Here is a 16,112-nt window from a genome sequence, read left to right as displayed (position 1 = left end):
CTGATTCTCGGCCGATGCCTGTTTTTCAATACTTATACTTATTTCAATGCTTATTCATGAATGGTCATTCGGATGGTACCGTCGGCCTCTTCCAGCAGTTGTGTGCGGAAAAAGATTTCTGACGCTTGTTCCAGATACACAAGATCCTTGATTCCCGAAGTCTCATAGGATGAATGCATGGCAAGCTGCGGGAGCCCGATATCAACGGCTTTCATAGACATCTGCGCCATGGCAAGATTGCCAAGCGTGCTTCCTCCGGCCATGTCAGAGCGGTTGGCAAAATACTGTACCGGCACCCCCGCTTTCCGGCAGATTTCCTGAAACAGCGCCGTACTGATGCCGTCACTTGTATATTTCTGTCCCGCATGGGACTTAATAACAATTCCCTCATTTAAATATGCACAGTTCCCCTCATCGGTTTTCTGAGGGTAATTCGGATGCACAGCATGTGCATTGTCACAGCTCAGAAGAAAGCTGGATGCAGCTGCCCGGCAGAAATCATCTTCCCCTTTTCCAAGGGCCCGGTTGACCCGTTTCAGGACATCTGTCAGGAACGTGGATGCAGCACCCTGTTTGGTCCCGGATCCCACTTCCTCGTTGTCAAAGCACGCAAAGACATTGATGCCTCCCGGATTTTTCCCTTTCAGGAATCCTTTCAAAGATGCATAGGCGCATTGAAGGTCATCCAGCTGAGGGCAGGAAAGGAACTCTTCCTCCAGCCCCCAGATCGAAGGTTTCATCCTGTTATATAAGAAAAGATCCATTCCAAGAATATGTTCCGGCCTTATCTGCAATTCCTCCGCGATCAGCTTCCTGACCGTATCCGGCTCCAGTTCCCTGGCAGACAACAGAGGCAGCATATCCTCCTGAAGGTTAAATTTCTGTCCCTCATTGACTTTACGGTTCATGTGAATTGCAAGACTCGGAATCAACAGAAGATCTCTGTCGATCTTCACCAGACGCTCCTGTATTCCGTCTTTTGTGCGCACGACTGCTCTTCCCGCCAGAGAAAGCGGACGGTCAAACCACGGTGCGCAGAGCATTCCACCATAGCCTTCTGTGTTAAGCTTTGTATAATGCCCTTTCACTGTCATTTCGGCACGCTCTTTTACCTTGAATGTCGGGGAATCACTGTGAGACGCCGCAATCTGGAATCCATAGTCCTGCACATCGTTCCCCACTTCAAACGCCAGAATACTGGAATGATTGCGGGTCACATAGTAGCGCCCTCCCCTGTGGATTTCCCATCTTGCGGATTCTGCCAGCGGGAGAAATCCCTCCCGCTTCAAAATCTCCGTCATCTGTTCCACCGCATGAAACGGTGTCGGCGAACTCTGAATAAAGGCTGCCAGTTCCAGCGCCTCATCTTTGCACACCTGCGTATCCATCATCTTATTATGCATCCTGTACCATTCCTTTCTCCCGTTCCCGCTTTGCAATCTTTGGCAGGATCAGGCCAAGTGCAGTCAGAACAATCGGTGTGATGATGTTGAGCGCCATGGTCATCGGATCTTTGCTGTACATTCCCATAATACAGCACGCCGCTGTCACAACAAAACACCAGCCTCCGAAGAAATATGCTATCTTTTGGCTCTTCACAAACCGGTACTCTGCCGGAATACGCTTGATCGCTCTCCGCAGCGCAATGTAGGCTACAAATACCCACAGATAACGGAGCGGCATACAGACAGAATTCAATCTTGTCAGCTGCTGAAGAACGGATGCCGCTCCAGGCATCACGGTCTGGATCAAAATAATTGCGCCGGAAAGAATGACCACCAGCCAGATTCCATTGCTGAACGCACCGTATTTGTTCTTTTTCAACAGTTTGCTTGGAATGAATTCTTTTGTCTTCTCGTTGTCAAGAAGCATACGAAGAGGTGCGTCAATACTTAAAATCAAAATTGCGAACTGTCCGATCATGTTGCAGAGCGCATAAAGAACCAGGAACAAGTCTCCCACATGGTAATACTCGCCCAGACGCTGGAACGCCCAATAAGCACCGTTCGCGGCATAAGAATCAAACGTCTCCTGGCTTTCATTGATCACCGCCGGATCAAACATCATTCCCATGGCGATTGTTCCAAGGATCGCACATCCTGCCACCATGACCGCCATAAAGATAATTCCCTTTGGAAAACCTTTACTTGGATCTTTTACTTTATTGACATAAGGAGAAATTTTCTCGCATCCGCCTACCGCAAAGACCAGAATGGAAAGGCTTGTGAAGTAACCCATATTAAAATTCGGAATCAAATTATCCAGACTGAAATCCAGACTGATAAAATCTGCGCCCGGGTTAATCGCAGGTGCAGCGAACATCATTACGATGTACAAAAGGGACATGACAAACATGCTGGTTCCGGCAATCGTTGTCAGCTTCTTCAATGGATTAAGACCTCTGCTGGCAATATAGCAGCAGATCAGAAATACTGCCAGTGTCGCAAGCTGTACATAAACCGTCGGAATCGTATCATAGGTCTCATGATCACGGAAAATCGCCCAGCTCAGCGCTTTAAGCCCGCCGCTTCCCTTGCTGGCAATGTAAGTGATGTGACATGCCCAGTACGTCCATCCTGCATAATAGGCGATCTTCGGTCCTGTTGTCTCATAGATCCAGGAATTGACACCGCTTCCGCTGTTCTTGAAAGCGGAGCCCAGTTCTCCGACCATCAGGGCATACGGAATAAAGTACAGGGCAAACATCAGTATCCAGCTGAGCATTACCTGCGTTCCGTTAAAATAGATAAATCCGTTTAATACATTTCCAAATCCCCACACGGTAGAGAATGACATAAATGCAAGGACATACCATTGTATTTTCTTATCTTGTGTTTTCATATTTCTTCTACCTTTCTACTGTTTTACGTACAGGGAAAGAATTTCTTTGATCACTCTCACGGCAAGATACATTCCTTCCGCTGTATCATGTTCATACGGCCCGTGGTACGCATGTCCGCCCGTTCTCCCACAGACCGGAGGTTCATCCTCTCTTCCTTTTAGATTTTCCGGCAGTTCCCTGCCTTTTCGTTCAAGCGCTTTTCACATGATTCCATTATAATTTTTATAAATATCAGTTTCAAATAACTAATCAGAATGACTTATATAACTATTCCCTTATAATCCCTTTTATTTTGACTGATAATTTTCTCTTTGTATCCATAAATTGTATATCTTTCCCACACAAAAAAACAGCGCCCGAAAACTTTCCTTTTTTCCGGGTACTGTTTTTCTTCTTATTATTTGTTTCTTTTATATGTTTCATAACAGAATGTTTATAATTCTTTTTCTTCCACCGCAATTTTCATAAATTCTGCCATACACTTTGTGAAATATTTATTTTTACGGTAATAGAAATATACATTACGCTGCGCTGCCGGATCATCAATTTTATAGTATATAATATTCCGGTTGTACGGAAGGCTTTTTACTACCGTGTCACTTACAATCGCGATCCCCATCTCCCGTTCTGTATATGCCAGAATAGACAGAATCTGATCCATCTTAAACGCCACACGCGGCACAAATCCGGCCCGTTTACAGATTGCCTCCACCCGTTCTCTTGTATCATTGTGGGCCCGCAGCATGAGGAACGGATCCTGCTCAAACAGTTTCAGCGCCACACCGTAGACTTCCGGACGCATATGGACATTCTGCTTGATATCATCCGATGTCATACCCCATGCCTGAGCCGCTTTGTTGCTTTCAAACGAAGCAGGCACGGCAAGCAGCAGATTCTCTTTCATAAAAAACCGCCTGTCATAGATCTCCTCATCCATCGGATAGTTATCCAGCATCAGATCCACTTCCCCTGAAAAGAGCTTCTTCTCGATCTGGGAAGTGTGCGCTTCCACAAGGTTCAGTTTGATCTGCGGAAATTTCTCACGGAATTTCTTGATAATCCCCGGCAGTACAAACGAGATAAACAGATAGGTCCCGCCGATACTCAGGCGCCCTGTGAGCATGTCGTTCAGATTTCCGACATAACACTCAAACTCCTCCTCCAGATCCATGATTTTTTCTGCCGTCTTGATATATTTTTTCCCGCATTCCGTCAGTTGGATCGGCACCGTGCTTCTGTCGAACAGCGGCATTCCGATCTTCTTTTCAATCTTCTTTACCGTTGCACTAAGAGCAGGCTGCGAAATGTAAAGATTGGCCGCCGCCCTGGAAAAGCTTCCTTCTTTATAAACTTCATAGACATATTCCATGTTTGCAAATGTATTTTCCTTCATGATTCTTCCTTCTCTTTTTTGCTTTCCGCCAGCCGGCACACCGCTCTGCCATCCGCCGCATCCAGATACAATACCGCATGTCCCCGCACATCATACACTTTTACGATCCGCAGCAGTTCCGCCGCGGTTTCTCCGGCTAATCTCTCTGTCACTTCCGGGCAGGCCGAAAGCATCTCCGGGCGGTAGATTCTTGTCTTGCTGTTCTCGTTGATCGCTCCGTAGTAAACGTCAGCCTCAACCAGATTCTGGAACATGTGGCTTCCATAGGAAAGTTCCGGCCGGTACCCTGCCTTCCCGTACGCCACTTCACAGATAGCTCCGAAACTGCTGATATCCGCATAGGAAACCGGAACACCAAGCTCCGGTGACGAAGTCCCGATTCTGCCGGGAGCCAGAAGGAGTGCTTTCTCCTCCGTCTCCTCCAGATAATGATTAATCTTTCCGATCACATGCCCAACATCCGGTTTCTTCTTATATGGATAGTCATAGTACGCCTGCGGATCCACCCAGACAATATAATCAAGCTTCTGCTCTTTGGAACGCCGCATGGAAGTCCGCCGCACATCAAACAGGAATTCTCCATCTTTATCTTTCGGGATCTTGACCTGATCCGAAATTCCCGAACGCAGCGGCCTGCACTGTACAAGGGTTACTTTCCATCCATCTTCCGATGCATTCACGGCAAACTCGATATCCACCGGCTGCCGGTAATTCTCCTCCAGTTTTTTCAGAAGCGTTTTCATCATCCGGATAAACGTACGGTCTTCCACCAGTCCCTGACAGTCCGCAAAATAGATCTTCCTGTAGTCTCCCCGTCTTGCAAGCAGTTCTTCCGCATCCGTATCCCGGTCCAGAAGCAGCCGACGATAAGATTTCGGGAAGATATCCAGAAGCTCCGACAGATTTTTCGTACAGATCTTACGGGCATCCAGATCGATCACATCCACCTGACGCTGAGAGTACTTGTGCTTCTCCCCTGTCGTTCCCCAGAGATTCCCCTGCGCGCAGTCCAGGCCTACCAGCCGCGGATAATCCCCCGGTGTCCGGGTTACGGCTCTCGTTCCAAGCCCTGCCACCAGCCGGAGCATCCCTGCTTCCGGATTGATGTGTTCCATCCATTTGTATGGATTGTAGGAGCATCCCATCCCCGCAGCAGCCGGAAAATACAGACTTCCGATCTGTGTCCCCGCTGCCTTTTGAATCAGAAGCCCCATCTGCTCTTCCTGATCTTTCCGATGCCATTTCTTCCGGTATTCCACCGCTTCCTGATTCTTCACACTGTCGTAGACTCTTGAAACCGCGTTCAGCATTTCCCGGATCCGCTCTTCTTCTGTCCCCTGATTCGAGCAGAAAACGGACTCATACTTTCCAAAAAAAGCATTGTCATACCCGTCTTCCATCAGGCTGCTGGAACGGACGATATACGGTGCTCCGTTAAAATAATTCAGGATCCTCTCAAACTCTCCCCGGAACGTTTCGACCGTTTTTCCGTCCCGTACCTGGCAGAAAATCTCCGTTCCCACAAACCAGGAGGGACAGCGCTCCCACCGGTCTGCATACTCGCCAAGAAGTGTCTCCATCATCTTCTCCACCAGGACAAATCCGCATGCCTTCCCGCCGATCACTCCGCCTCCTGTCTTATGATCAGAAATCCTCTGAAAATCTTCCTCTTCAAAATATGTGAGGATTGTTCTCGCAAGTCTCGGATCCTGCGTCATCATTTCGCGGCAAAGCTCCCTCTTTTTTTCCTCTTCCATAATTCCTCATCCTCTCTGCTCTTCTACTTAAAAGTTTATCCCCTGACATCTCCGATTTCAAATACAGCTCGTCTATAGTCTCTATAACTGTTTATTTATATCATAGCTGTTTTGTCTAATTATTTCAAAATATTTTTGATTTTTTTGTCTATTTTTTCGATTATTCTATGGGCTGCTATAGATTTTCTTTTATAAAATTTATACAAATATAAATATTTGTTTTTTCTCCCGGCCGTTTCTATAATGAGGGCAGAGCAAGGAGGAAAACGATCATGACATCTCTCAGAGCACTCTCCAAAGAAAAACTGACAGATCTTCAGTCTGCACTTTGGAATGAATACAGACAGGAACAGGCGAAGGGACTTCATTTAAATATGTCCCGCGGAAAGCCGGCCCCGGATCAGCTGGATCTTTCCATGGATCTTCTCCGTCTCCCTGATTCCTGTATATTGGAAGACGGCACCGATGCCAGAAACTATGGGATCCTACAGGGTATCCCCGAATGCCGGAAGCTGTTCGGGAATCTGCTCGGTATACCGGCAGATCAGATTATTATGGGAGGAAATGCCAGCTTAAATCTCATGTTTGATACAATGGCTTTCCTGTTTTTGTTCGGCACAGGCGGAAACAGGCCGTGGGCCGATTATCGGACCGTGGGACGTACCGTCAGATTTTTATGCCCGGTTCCAGGCTACGACCGCCACTTCCGGATCTGCGAAAAACTCGGCATCGAAATGATCCCTGTCCGTCTTCTGGAAGACGGCCCGGATATGAACCAGGTGAAAGAACTGGTCAAAAACGACGAGCAGATCAAGGGCATCTGGTGTGTCCCGCTGCACTCCAACCCGCAGGGTGTCTGCTACAGCGATGCTGTGGTAGAGGAACTTGCTTCCATGGAAACAGCCGCGGATGATTTCCGGATTTTCTGGGACAACGCGTACGGAATCCACCATATATATGAAGAGGTACCGCTGAAAGATATCCTTACAGCCTGTGAAAAGGCCGGCCATCCAAACCGGTGCTACTATTTTTTCTCTACCTCAAAAATTACCTTTCCGGGAGCCGGTGTTTCTCTGATCGCCGCAAGTCCGGACAATATAAAAGAGCTTCTGGGCCATATGTCCGCCCAGACAATCAGCCACGACAAGCTGAATCAGCTCCGGCATGTACAGTTTTTCGGTACGCCGGAAAAGATTCTGATTCATATGCAGAAACTTGCTGATCTTCTGCGCCCTAAATTTGATATCGTCCTTCAGAAACTGGAGGAAGGTATCGGTCAGGATTCTTCCATTGCATCCTGGAGCCGTCCGAAAGGAGGCTACTTCATCTCCCTGAATGTCTCCGACGGATGCGCAAAACGGACGGTCGAGCTTGCCGGGCAGGCCGGAGTCACGTTGACAGCAGCCGGCGCCTCTTATCCGTACGGAAAGGATCCTGATGACAGCAATATCCGTATTGCCCCGTCTTACCCTTCCGAAGAAGAACTGGCACAGGCCATGGACATCTTGATTCTATGTATAAAAATCGCATATCTTGAAAAACTGCTGGGGAACCAGCCAAAATAGAAAGGTCATCAAAAAGGAGAAATGTAATCATGAAACAGAGCTACAATCCGTATGACAATGTACTGAAGGTAGTACAGGACGCAGCTGCCATTCTTGGATACAGTGACAGCGACATTGAAGCAATCAAATATCCGGAGCGGGAACTGAAGGTTTCCATTCCGGTCCGGATGGATGACGGGACGACACATGTATTCCAGGGGTACAGGATCCAACACTCCACTTCCAGAGGTCCTGCAAAAGGAGGCATTCGTTTCCATCCGGACGTTAATGCAGACGAAGTACGCGCGCTCGCTGCATGGATGACTTTTAAATGCGCTGTTGTCAACATCCCGTACGGCGGCGGCAAAGGCGGCGTTGTCTGTGATCCATCCAAACTTTCCGAGAACGAAATCCGGGCTATCACAAGACGTTATACCGCAGCAATCGCTCCGCTGATCGGACCGGAACAGGATATTCCGGCACCGGATGTAGGAACAAATGCCGCTGTCATGGGATGGATCATGGATACTTACAGCATGCTCAAAGGCCACTGTATTCATGGTGTTGTCACCGGAAAACCGCTGGAACTTGGCGGAGCTCTTGGACGAAACGAAGCTACCGGACGCGGCGTTATGTTTACAACCTTAAATATCCTGAAAAAACTTGGCATCCCTTCTGAAGGTACAACGGTTGCTGTACAGGGTGCCGGAAATGTGGGAAGTGTTTCTGCCAAACTGCTTCATGAAGCAGGATTAAAGGTCGTAGCCATCAGCGACGTTTCCGGCGGCATCTACAATCCGGACGGTCTGGACATTCCGGCCATTTTATCCTACCTGGCCGCAGACCGCAGAAATCTCTTAAAAGATTTCAATGAGGATGGTACCACCCACATCTCCAACGAGGAGCTTCTGGAGCTCCCGGTCACCGTCCTGGTACCGGCCGCTCTGGAAAACCAGATCAATGCAGGAAACGCCGAAAAAATACAGGCAAAGCTTATTGTGGAGGCTGCCAACGGGCCAACCACCTCTGAGGCGGATGAAATCCTTGCAAAACGGGGAATTGAAGTGGTTCCGGACATCCTTGCCAACGCAGGCGGTGTTGTTGTCTCCTACTTCGAGTGGGTGCAGAACATTCAGTCCGTCAGCTGGACCGAGGACGAAGTCAACAAGAAACTCAAAGATATCATGGACGCGGCCTTTGAATCCGTATGGGATCTGACACAGGAAAAGCATACCACACTCCGTATGGGCGCTTATCTGATCGCATTGAAACGTGTTGTGGATGCGAAATCCGCAAGAGCAATCTGGCCGTAAAAAAAGCAAAATCCTCCAGAAAAGTGGAACATATAACTTTTTACATAAACAGGCGCATATATAACTGCGCCTGTTTTTTCTTCCATTTCCCGCTTTCTTCTGCTATACTTATTCTGCATTTATACAATCGTGCTATTTGCCCGGACTGGTTCGTGAACTTCCCAGTATAAAAAACCAAGTATCTCAAAATTCAAAAAAACAAAGGAGATTGGAGAATGAATGCAAGAAAAGTAATTATGGACTGCGATCCAGGAATCGATGACGCACTGGCGCTCATGCTGGCTCTTTCCCTTCCGGGACTTGACGTCATCGGGATCACAGTTGTCTGCGGGAATGTTCCCGTCGAAAAAGGCGTGAAAAACGCACTGAAAATCCTTGAACTGATGAACAGAACAGAGATCCCTGTCTATGCAGGTGAGGCAAAGCCTCTTGTAAGGCCATACGTAGACGCGATGGATACCCACGGCGGGGACGGTCTCGGAGAATCCGCTTTTCCGGATCCGGCAGGTTCCCCGGCCGAAGCCGACGCAGTTTCTTATCTTTCTGATGTGCTTTTATCAGAGGAACAGGTTTCTGTCATTGCGCTTGGCCCGCTGACAAATCTGGCCCGGCTTCTGGAACGGTCTCCGGAAGCATTTGCCCGGATACAGGAGCTTGTCTCCATGGGAGGCACTTACAAATCACACGGGAACTGTTCTCCTGTGGCGGAGTACAACTACTGGTGTGATCCGGATGCCGCCGCAAAGGTCTTTGAAGCATATGCTTCCTTGCCGGAACTGTCCGGGAAGAACATTCATATGATCGGACTCGACGTCACCCGGAAGATCGTCCTGACTCCAAACCTGATCGAGTACATGAAACGGCTTCATCCGTTCCTTGGCGGAAAAATCGAAGCGATCACCCGGTTTTATCTGGACTTCCACTGGGAGCAGGAAGGCATCATCGGATGCGTCATCAACGACCCGCTTGCTGTCGCCTATTTTGCCGATCATTCCATCTGCAGCGGCTTTGACGCCTATACAGCAGTGGAAACCGGAGGAATCAGCTACGGACAGACTCTGGTGGATGCCTGCGAATTCTGGAAAAAGCCGCACAACAGCCACATCCTGACCGAAACGGATCCGTACCGTTTCTGGCTTTTGTTCTGCTGCCGGGTGCTTGGCGCAGACGAAACGGCTGTCCGTCACATGCTTTCCCAGATTCTGACAGAGGAGGTGACGGCATGAAATTTCCCAAAAAACTGACTGTACTACAGATGTGCTTCCTTGCTCTGGCTGCCGTATTAAACATTGCCGGGGCAAATATCGCGCTTCTGCTTAGAATCCCTCTGTACCTGGATACCCTCGGCACCTTTTTGTCGGCTATGTTGTTCGGCCCGTTTTACGGAATGATCCCGGGACTGTTAAGCGGGCTTCTGACCGGATTCACCACAGATATCTATTCCCTGTTTTATCTCCCGGTTCAGCTGGTCACCGCTCTTGCGGCCGGATTCCTCTTTTACGAGAAATCTTTCAAAACGGGAAAATACCTGATTCTACTGTACGCTGTGGCAGTAACGGTTCCTGGAACGATTGTTTCCGCTTCCATCACCGCATTTCTGTTCGGCGGAATTACTTCCTCCGGTTCTTCTATCCTCGTACAGCTTTTGCACCATACAGGGCTGAATCTGACGGCAAGCGTGTTCTGTGTACAGCTTCTGACGGATTATCTGGACCGGACTGTTATGCTGTGCCTGTCTGTACTGGTACTTGGAGTGCTGCCAACTTCCATGCTGGCAGTACTAAAGAAAGGACAAAGAAATTATGGATCGTTATAGTAAAATTACCAATAAAAACCAGCGGGAAATCGTCCTTCTGAAAGCCTATCCATGCGTCTGGGGCAAATGCCGGTTCTGCGATTACATCGATGACAATTCCAGAGACAAAGAAGGCATGCTCGCACTGAACCGTGAAGTGCTTTCCCACGTCACCGGAGAATTCGGTGTTCTGGAAGTCATCAATTCCGGAAGCTGCTTTGAACTTCCAGAAGAAACACTGGAGGATATCCGAAACATCGTCCGGGAAAAGAACATCCAAAAGCTCTTTTTTGAGGCCCACTGGATCTACCGGAAGCGTCTGGATGAAATGCGGGAATTCTTTGGAATCCAGATCGTCTACAAAACCGGTGCCGAAACCTTTGATTACGACTTCAGAGAACATTACCTGAATAAACATGCGGACTTTCAGGATGCCGAAGAGCTGAGCCGCTACTTTGACTCCCCGTGCCTGATGGTAGGAATCAAAGGCCAGACAAAAGAGATGATCCGAAACGATATTGCGCTTTTAAAGCGTTACTTCAAACTCGGTACCATCAACGTCTTCACCAACAATACGACGGATGTCAAACGGGATGAGGACCTGGTTAAATGGTTTCTGGAAGAATTCCAGTATCTGGAAGAAGACCCTTCCATAGAAGTGCTGTATGAAAATACCGACTTTGGTGTCGGAGACTGATAAAAGGCTGCGCGGCGTGCGCAGCCTTCTTTTATGGCTGGATGGTACGGATATCATTTTCCCGATCTACTTTGCATACATTTCCATCACTTTCCCGATCTCCCGCTTCATCTCTTCTTTGACCCACTCCGGCCCCAGAATTTCCACCCCCTCGCCGAGTGCAAAAATCCATCCGAAAAACTGGCTGCTGACATTGACATCTACGGAAACCGTAAAGTATCCTTCCTGTCCCGGTACCATCATGACCTCTTTTCCAAACCGGTCAATAATGACTCCCGCAAGATCATTTCTGACCCGAAGTCTTACTTTCTCCTCTTTTCCGCCAAACATTCCAAAGCTTTTTCTTGAGTAGGATGCAAGATCCAGCTTCCGGTAGATCTCCCCTCCTTCTCTTTGTTCCTCTGTCATCTGAATATGGAGCATCTTATCCACACGGTAGTGCTTGATCTTCCCTGCGTCCGAATCATAGCCGATCAGATAATAGTTCTCCGCATCCCAGGACAATCCCCACGGACTGACACAATAGTATTCTCCGCCCCGGCGCAGCTCCATTTCCTTTTTTGTATTCCATTGGTAATAGTGAAAACGGATCTTCCGGTTCTCAGCAATCGCATGATGAATCTCATCCACATTATAATAGATACTTTCATTCATCGCCTTGATCCGCCCGGATACGTGGACCTGACGCTGAAGCTTTCTTGCGTCATATTCGCTCACAAAACTTTCCAGCTTTTTGATCAGTTCCCGTGATTTCCGTGCTGTAATAAATTTCGAGGACTGGATCGCGTCTACGAGAAGTTTCATCTCCGGAAGTTCAAACTGCCGGTCCACCACGTGATAGTGGTAGGACTTGCCGACCGGTTCCCCTTCCACTTCGATCCCAAGCTTCTCCAGATCTTTCAGATCTGTATAGATACTCTTCCGTTCCGCCGTCACTTCATACCGTTCCAGCTCCCTCAGGATCTCCGGCATTGTAATATAATGTTCCTCATCGGTTTTTTCCAGCATGATTTTCGCGAGATAATATAACTTAAACTTCTGGTTCATTCCTCTTGGCATCCTCATTTTCCTCCGGCCTTATGGTATATGTACCAGTATATCACAACCGTCCTCTGCTCCGCCCGGTTCTTCTTTCTTTTTCTTTCTGTCATTCAGATCCTTTTTTCGGATTTTGCAGATGACTCCGTTATGGAGCACGTATACCACCTTGGCAGATGCTGTTTCTCCGATCTTGTCATAAATTCTTCCCGCACTCATACTTTCTCCAAAAACCGTGTACGGGCTGTTCGCCACATAACCGATCTTGCCAATCCCCTTAATCTCTGCCCGGATTGCTTCTTTATCATATTCATTGTCCGGTTCTTTGATAAGTTCGATTTTCATTCCCGGTTTCAGGAAATCCTGTCCAAAATAGTGTTTCATCCCCGTAATTGTAATATAGACTTTTCCCATCTTTAGTCCTCCATATAATCGTAGTACTCTCTTTCGCTGGCGAAGAGAATGTAGCGCCCTTCGACCAGTCCCATATACCCTTTGTCCGTAACATATCCTTTCATATGTTTCACTCCCTTCGCCTTTTCTTTTTCTGATTTTATCTTAGCCCTCATGGTGTCCAATAAAAACGACTGTATAAAAAGAATCAGAAAAAGATTGCAATTTGCCGCGTTTCTGCTTATCCTATTATATGGAAGTAAACATAATGAGATCTTAAGAAGCGAGGTATGTAAAATGAAACCGATTAAAGAAGGAAAAGTACGTGAAATCTATGATAATGGTGACAGCCTGATCATGGTCGCTACTGACCGTATCAGCTGCTTTGATGTGATCCTGAACAATACGATCACAAAGAAGGGCACTGTACTGACTCAGATGTCCAAATTCTGGTTTGATATGACAAAAGATATCCTTCCAAACCACATGATTTCCACAGATGTAAAAGATATGCCGGAATTTTTCCAGCAGCCGCAGTTTGACGGCAACAGCATGATGTGCAAGAAACTGAACATGCTCCCGATCGAGTGTATCGTCCGTGGTTATATTACAGGAAGCGGCTGGGCAAGCTATCAGAAGGACGGCACAGTATGCGGCATCAAACTTCCTGAAGGGCTGGTAGAATCTGACAAACTGCCGGAGCCAATCTACACACCATCCACAAAAGCAGAGATCGGTGAACACGACGAAAATATTTCCTATGAGCAGAGCATTGCCCACCTGGAAAAATATTTCCCTGGCAAAGGTGAAGAGTACGCTGCAAAACTTCGTGACTATACCATCGCTCTTTATAAAAAGTGCGCAGATTACGCTTTGACCCGCGGCATCATTATTGCAGACACCAAATTTGAATTTGGTCTGGATGAAGACGGAAACATTGTGATCGGTGATGAGATGCTCACACCAGACAGCTCCCGTTTCTGGCCTGCTGACGGTTATGAGCCGGGACATGGACAGCCGTCCTTTGACAAGCAGTTCGCACGCGACTGGCTGAAAGCAAATCCGGACAATAACTGGACACTGCCGGAAGATGTCGTACAGAAAACCATCGACATCTATCTGCAGGGATATGAAATGCTGACAGGAAAGACACTGTAATCTTTTCAAACTTCTTTATAAACTGATAAAATGCCTCCACCCGTTCGGCGCTGCCGGGTCATGGACCCACAGTTCCATCCGGGGTGGAGGCATTGTCTGTTATATCATTTTCTGAAAGCGCACTTTTAAACAAGCCAGAAACTTCCATCCGGCATCCGGTATAAATTTCCTTTCTCCACGCTGATTTCTTCTCCCGTTTCAACATTTACAGCTACAACATACTCCAGATATTCCGGTGTCTCCGCCCACCTGGAAAAATACAGCGTATTTCCGTCCCGATAAATCATACTGTCGTTTTCTTTAACTGCAAATCTTTTTTTCTCCGGCCAAAGAATCTCATAGACCTGATCTTTCTGTCGGCTAAGTGTCAACGGGGAGGCTTCTATTCTAAGATTATAACAGTCATGGATATCTGTAAGCGGAATCTTATGAAGGATTTGTACTTCTTTTCCAGGCATAAAGGAGTAAATGATCACTTCTCTTTTTCCAAAATCTACTGCCGCAATTCCAAACCTGTCTTCATCCCATACCGGCCTTTCATAATAGACATTTTCTTTCTTTTTCAAAGGGGCATAAACTTCTCCATCCGGATAGTGAATGAAATAAATCTGATTTCCGGAAAAACCAAGGCCCATACTGATCATATCTTCTGCCTCATAGATCTCATAAGGACCGCCTCCATAATGCATTCCTACATACCATTCGTCCGTTCCCTCCGTCTGTTCCATCCAAAGAACGGGCAGCTCCAGCTTTTTCTTTTTCATTGAATCCCTCCTTCCGTTTGTGGTGTCAGTATATCGAAACCGCTCCGGAGAAACAAGGAAGCTTTCCTTAAGATTTTTTAATTTTTACCATCATAATTTTTCATACTACAGTATAAACAATATGCACAAAAAACAGTTGAGTTCTTCCCTATCTGTGCTATAATATTCCCAGAGTATGTTAGCAATACGAAAGGAGCATATTACCAATGAATGACAGAATTTCAAGAGTATTAAGCAAAATGGAAGAAAAAGGCCTGACACAGCTGATCGTATCCGATCCGCTGAGCATCCGTTTCCTGACAGGAATCATGGTTAATCCGGGCGAAAGATTATATGCTCTGATTCTCAGAACAAGCGGAAAGCACACCATGCTTCTGAACTACCTTTACTTCGTAAAGGATACAGGATTTGAAGAAGTCTGGTTCTCAGATATGGAAGACCAGATCTCCATTATTGCAGAAAATATTGATCCGGAAAAACCGCTCGGCATTGACAAAACATGGCCGGCACGTTTCCTCATCCCGCTGCAGGAAAAACTGCCTCAGCTGAAAACAGTATGGGGATCTGACTGTGTAGACGGCGTCCGCGCAGTAAAGAATGAAGAAGAAATCGCAATCATGAAGAAAGCATCCGAAATCAACGATGCTGTTATGGAAAAGGTTGCTGATTACATCAAAGAAGGCATGACAGAGAAACAGATCGCTGACTTCATCGATGCAGAATACCTCAAAGCAGGAGCAAGCGGAAACAGCTTTGATACAATCGTATGCTTTGGACCAAATGCTGCTGACCAGCATCATGAGCCAAGCGATACACGTACTCTGAAAGCAGGCGAATGTGTCCTGATCGACATGGGATGTGTATGGCAGGGATACTGCTCTGATATGACAAGAACATTCTACTGCAAATCCGCTGATCCGGAACAGACAGAAATCCACGACATCGTACGTGAAGCTGTTTTAAGAGCAGAATCTGTAATCAAACCAGGCGTTCGTTTCTGCGATATCGACGCTCAGGCAAGAGATTACATCGATGAAAAAGGATACAGCGAATACTGGAAGATCCGTCTTGGACACTTCATCGGACAGGAAGACCACGAATATGGTGATGTCAGCCCGATCAACAAAAACGTTGCTGAACCAGGCATGATCTTCTCCATCGAGCCGGGTATCTACATCGAAGGAAAATACGGAGTTCGTATCGAAGACCTTGTTCTTGTAACAGAAGATGGACATGAACTTCTCAACTCTGTAGAAAAGAAATATCGTATCGTAGGCTAGTCGAGGGCGTAAAATTTTCTGTGTCTATGGGAAAAATTCTTCTTTGATAAGAAACAGATATGTATAATTGTCTTGTCGGAACTTCTGCTTTTTGGCTGTCGAATTACTTATCTGTTTATAGTATTACCCATTTGACTC

Annotated in this window: 14 protein-coding genes and 1 riboswitch; of the genes, 7 read left to right on the top strand and 7 right to left on the bottom strand. The window is 47.1% G+C overall.

What is annotated here, in order from left to right; translation table 11 throughout:
* Window positions 1-50: 50 nt before the first annotated feature.
* From Selli1_RS02550 to Selli1_RS02535, 4 genes are all read right to left on the bottom strand, one after another.
* Window positions 51-1,388, bottom strand: a complete 1,338-nt coding sequence (locus Selli1_RS02550) for a M18 family aminopeptidase (RefSeq protein WP_281872258.1) — start codon at window positions 1,386-1,388, stop codon at window positions 51-53.
* A gap of 7 nt (window positions 1,389-1,395) precedes the next feature.
* On the bottom strand, window positions 1,396-2,841 hold the full coding sequence (locus Selli1_RS02545; RefSeq protein ID WP_087253320.1) for an APC family permease: 1,446 nt from the start codon (window positions 2,839-2,841) through the stop codon (window positions 1,396-1,398).
* A 434-nt stretch (window positions 2,842-3,275) separates the two neighbouring features.
* Window positions 3,276-4,235: a LysR family transcriptional regulator gene (locus Selli1_RS02540; protein WP_204864304.1), complete on the bottom strand. Its 960-nt coding sequence runs from the start codon at window positions 4,233-4,235 to the stop codon at window positions 3,276-3,278.
* Window positions 4,232-5,992, bottom strand: a complete 1,761-nt coding sequence (locus Selli1_RS02535; RefSeq protein WP_191427432.1) for a PEP/pyruvate-binding domain-containing protein — start codon at window positions 5,990-5,992, stop codon at window positions 4,232-4,234. The genes Selli1_RS02540 and Selli1_RS02535 overlap by 4 nt, the downstream gene beginning before the upstream one ends.
* 272 nt (window positions 5,993-6,264) lie before the next feature.
* On the opposite strand from Selli1_RS02535, the gene Selli1_RS02530 reads away from it, so the two are divergent.
* The 5 genes from Selli1_RS02530 to Selli1_RS02510 all read left to right on the top strand — a co-directional run bounded on the left by Selli1_RS02530 (window position 6,265) and on the right by Selli1_RS02510 (window position 11,341).
* Entirely contained in the window at window positions 6,265-7,557 is a 1,293-nt protein-coding gene (locus Selli1_RS02530) for an aspartate aminotransferase type Ic (protein WP_281872244.1), read from the top strand.
* Between the two features lie 29 nt (window positions 7,558-7,586).
* A complete protein-coding gene (locus Selli1_RS02525; protein ID WP_281872243.1) occupies window positions 7,587-8,849 on the top strand; it encodes a Glu/Leu/Phe/Val family dehydrogenase in 1,263 nt (420 codons plus the stop codon).
* A gap of 139 nt (window positions 8,850-8,988) precedes the next feature.
* A riboswitch (PreQ1 riboswitch) is annotated at window positions 8,989-9,033 on the top strand.
* A 31-nt stretch (window positions 9,034-9,064) separates the two neighbouring features.
* Complete coding sequence (locus Selli1_RS02520) at window positions 9,065-10,075, top strand: nucleoside hydrolase (RefSeq protein ID WP_281845382.1); 1,011 nt, start codon at window positions 9,065-9,067, stop codon at window positions 10,073-10,075.
* Window positions 10,072-10,665, top strand: coding sequence for an ECF transporter S component (locus Selli1_RS02515; protein ID WP_281845381.1), 594 nt, complete (start codon window positions 10,072-10,074; stop codon window positions 10,663-10,665). The genes Selli1_RS02520 and Selli1_RS02515 overlap by 4 nt, the downstream gene beginning before the upstream one ends.
* Window positions 10,652-11,341 carry a radical SAM protein gene (locus tag Selli1_RS02510; RefSeq protein ID WP_281845380.1) on the top strand — a complete coding sequence of 230 codons (690 nt, stop codon included), beginning with the start codon at window positions 10,652-10,654 and terminating at the stop codon, window positions 11,339-11,341. The genes Selli1_RS02515 and Selli1_RS02510 overlap by 14 nt, the downstream gene beginning before the upstream one ends.
* A gap of 66 nt (window positions 11,342-11,407) precedes the next feature.
* On the opposite strand, the gene Selli1_RS02505 is transcribed toward Selli1_RS02510, so the two are convergent.
* Window positions 11,408-12,400, bottom strand: coding sequence for a helix-turn-helix transcriptional regulator (locus Selli1_RS02505; protein ID WP_281872241.1), 993 nt, complete (start codon window positions 12,398-12,400; stop codon window positions 11,408-11,410).
* Between the two features lie 18 nt (window positions 12,401-12,418).
* A complete protein-coding gene (locus Selli1_RS02500) occupies window positions 12,419-12,793 on the bottom strand; it encodes an HIRAN domain-containing protein (protein WP_281872240.1) in 375 nt (124 codons plus the stop codon).
* 72 nt (window positions 12,794-12,865) lie between these two features.
* On the opposite strand from Selli1_RS02500, the gene Selli1_RS02495 reads away from it, so the two are divergent.
* Entirely contained in the window at window positions 12,866-13,930 is a 1,065-nt protein-coding gene (locus Selli1_RS02495) for a phosphoribosylaminoimidazolesuccinocarboxamide synthase (protein ID WP_405595533.1), read from the top strand.
* 125 nt (window positions 13,931-14,055) lie between these two features.
* Here Selli1_RS02495 and Selli1_RS02490 read toward each other — a convergent pair whose 3' ends face one another.
* A complete protein-coding gene (locus tag Selli1_RS02490) occupies window positions 14,056-14,694 on the bottom strand; it encodes a hypothetical protein (RefSeq protein ID WP_087167011.1) in 639 nt (212 codons plus the stop codon).
* A 206-nt stretch (window positions 14,695-14,900) separates the two neighbouring features.
* Between Selli1_RS02490 and Selli1_RS02485 the strand changes: the two genes are divergently transcribed.
* Complete coding sequence (locus Selli1_RS02485) at window positions 14,901-15,974, top strand: M24 family metallopeptidase (RefSeq protein WP_087167010.1); 1,074 nt, start codon at window positions 14,901-14,903, stop codon at window positions 15,972-15,974.
* Window positions 15,975-16,112 lie beyond the last annotated feature (138 nt).

Source organism: Sellimonas catena (assembly GCF_027924685.1).
In the GTDB taxonomy this organism is placed as follows: domain Bacteria; phylum Bacillota; class Clostridia; order Lachnospirales; family Lachnospiraceae; genus Sellimonas; species Sellimonas catena.
Note: the sequence above shows the minus strand (reverse complement) of the source record. Positions and strands in the feature narration are given on the sequence as shown.

What these genes read in the sequence shown, in the direction of transcription:
- Selli1_RS02525 (WP_281872243.1), top strand. Translation starts at nt 7,587, where the DNA reads ATGAAACAGAGCTACAATCCGTATGACAATGTACTGAAGGTAGTACAG.
- Selli1_RS02490 (WP_087167011.1), bottom strand. Translation starts at nt 14,694, where the DNA reads ATGAAAAAGAAAAAGCTGGAGCTGCCCGTTCTTTGGATGGAACAGACG.
- Selli1_RS02535 (WP_191427432.1), bottom strand. Translation starts at nt 5,992, where the DNA reads ATGGAAGAGGAAAAAAAGAGGGAGCTTTGCCGCGAAATGATGACGCAG.
- Selli1_RS02545 (WP_087253320.1), bottom strand. Translation starts at nt 2,841, where the DNA reads ATGAAAACACAAGATAAGAAAATACAATGGTATGTCCTTGCATTTATG.
- Selli1_RS02540 (WP_204864304.1), bottom strand. Translation starts at nt 4,235, where the DNA reads ATGAAGGAAAATACATTTGCAAACATGGAATATGTCTATGAAGTTTAT.
- Selli1_RS02500 (WP_281872240.1), bottom strand. Translation starts at nt 12,793, where the DNA reads ATGGGAAAAGTCTATATTACAATTACGGGGATGAAACACTATTTTGGA.
- Selli1_RS02530 (WP_281872244.1), top strand. Translation starts at nt 6,265, where the DNA reads ATGACATCTCTCAGAGCACTCTCCAAAGAAAAACTGACAGATCTTCAG.
- Selli1_RS02550 (WP_281872258.1), bottom strand. Translation starts at nt 1,388, where the DNA reads ATGGATACGCAGGTGTGCAAAGATGAGGCGCTGGAACTGGCAGCCTTT.
- Selli1_RS02505 (WP_281872241.1), bottom strand. Translation starts at nt 12,400, where the DNA reads ATGCCAAGAGGAATGAACCAGAAGTTTAAGTTATATTATCTCGCGAAA.
- Selli1_RS02485 (WP_087167010.1), top strand. Translation starts at nt 14,901, where the DNA reads ATGAATGACAGAATTTCAAGAGTATTAAGCAAAATGGAAGAAAAAGGC.
- Selli1_RS02515 (WP_281845381.1), top strand. Translation starts at nt 10,072, where the DNA reads ATGAAATTTCCCAAAAAACTGACTGTACTACAGATGTGCTTCCTTGCT.
- Selli1_RS02510 (WP_281845380.1), top strand. Translation starts at nt 10,652, where the DNA reads ATGGATCGTTATAGTAAAATTACCAATAAAAACCAGCGGGAAATCGTC.
- Selli1_RS02520 (WP_281845382.1), top strand. Translation starts at nt 9,065, where the DNA reads ATGAATGCAAGAAAAGTAATTATGGACTGCGATCCAGGAATCGATGAC.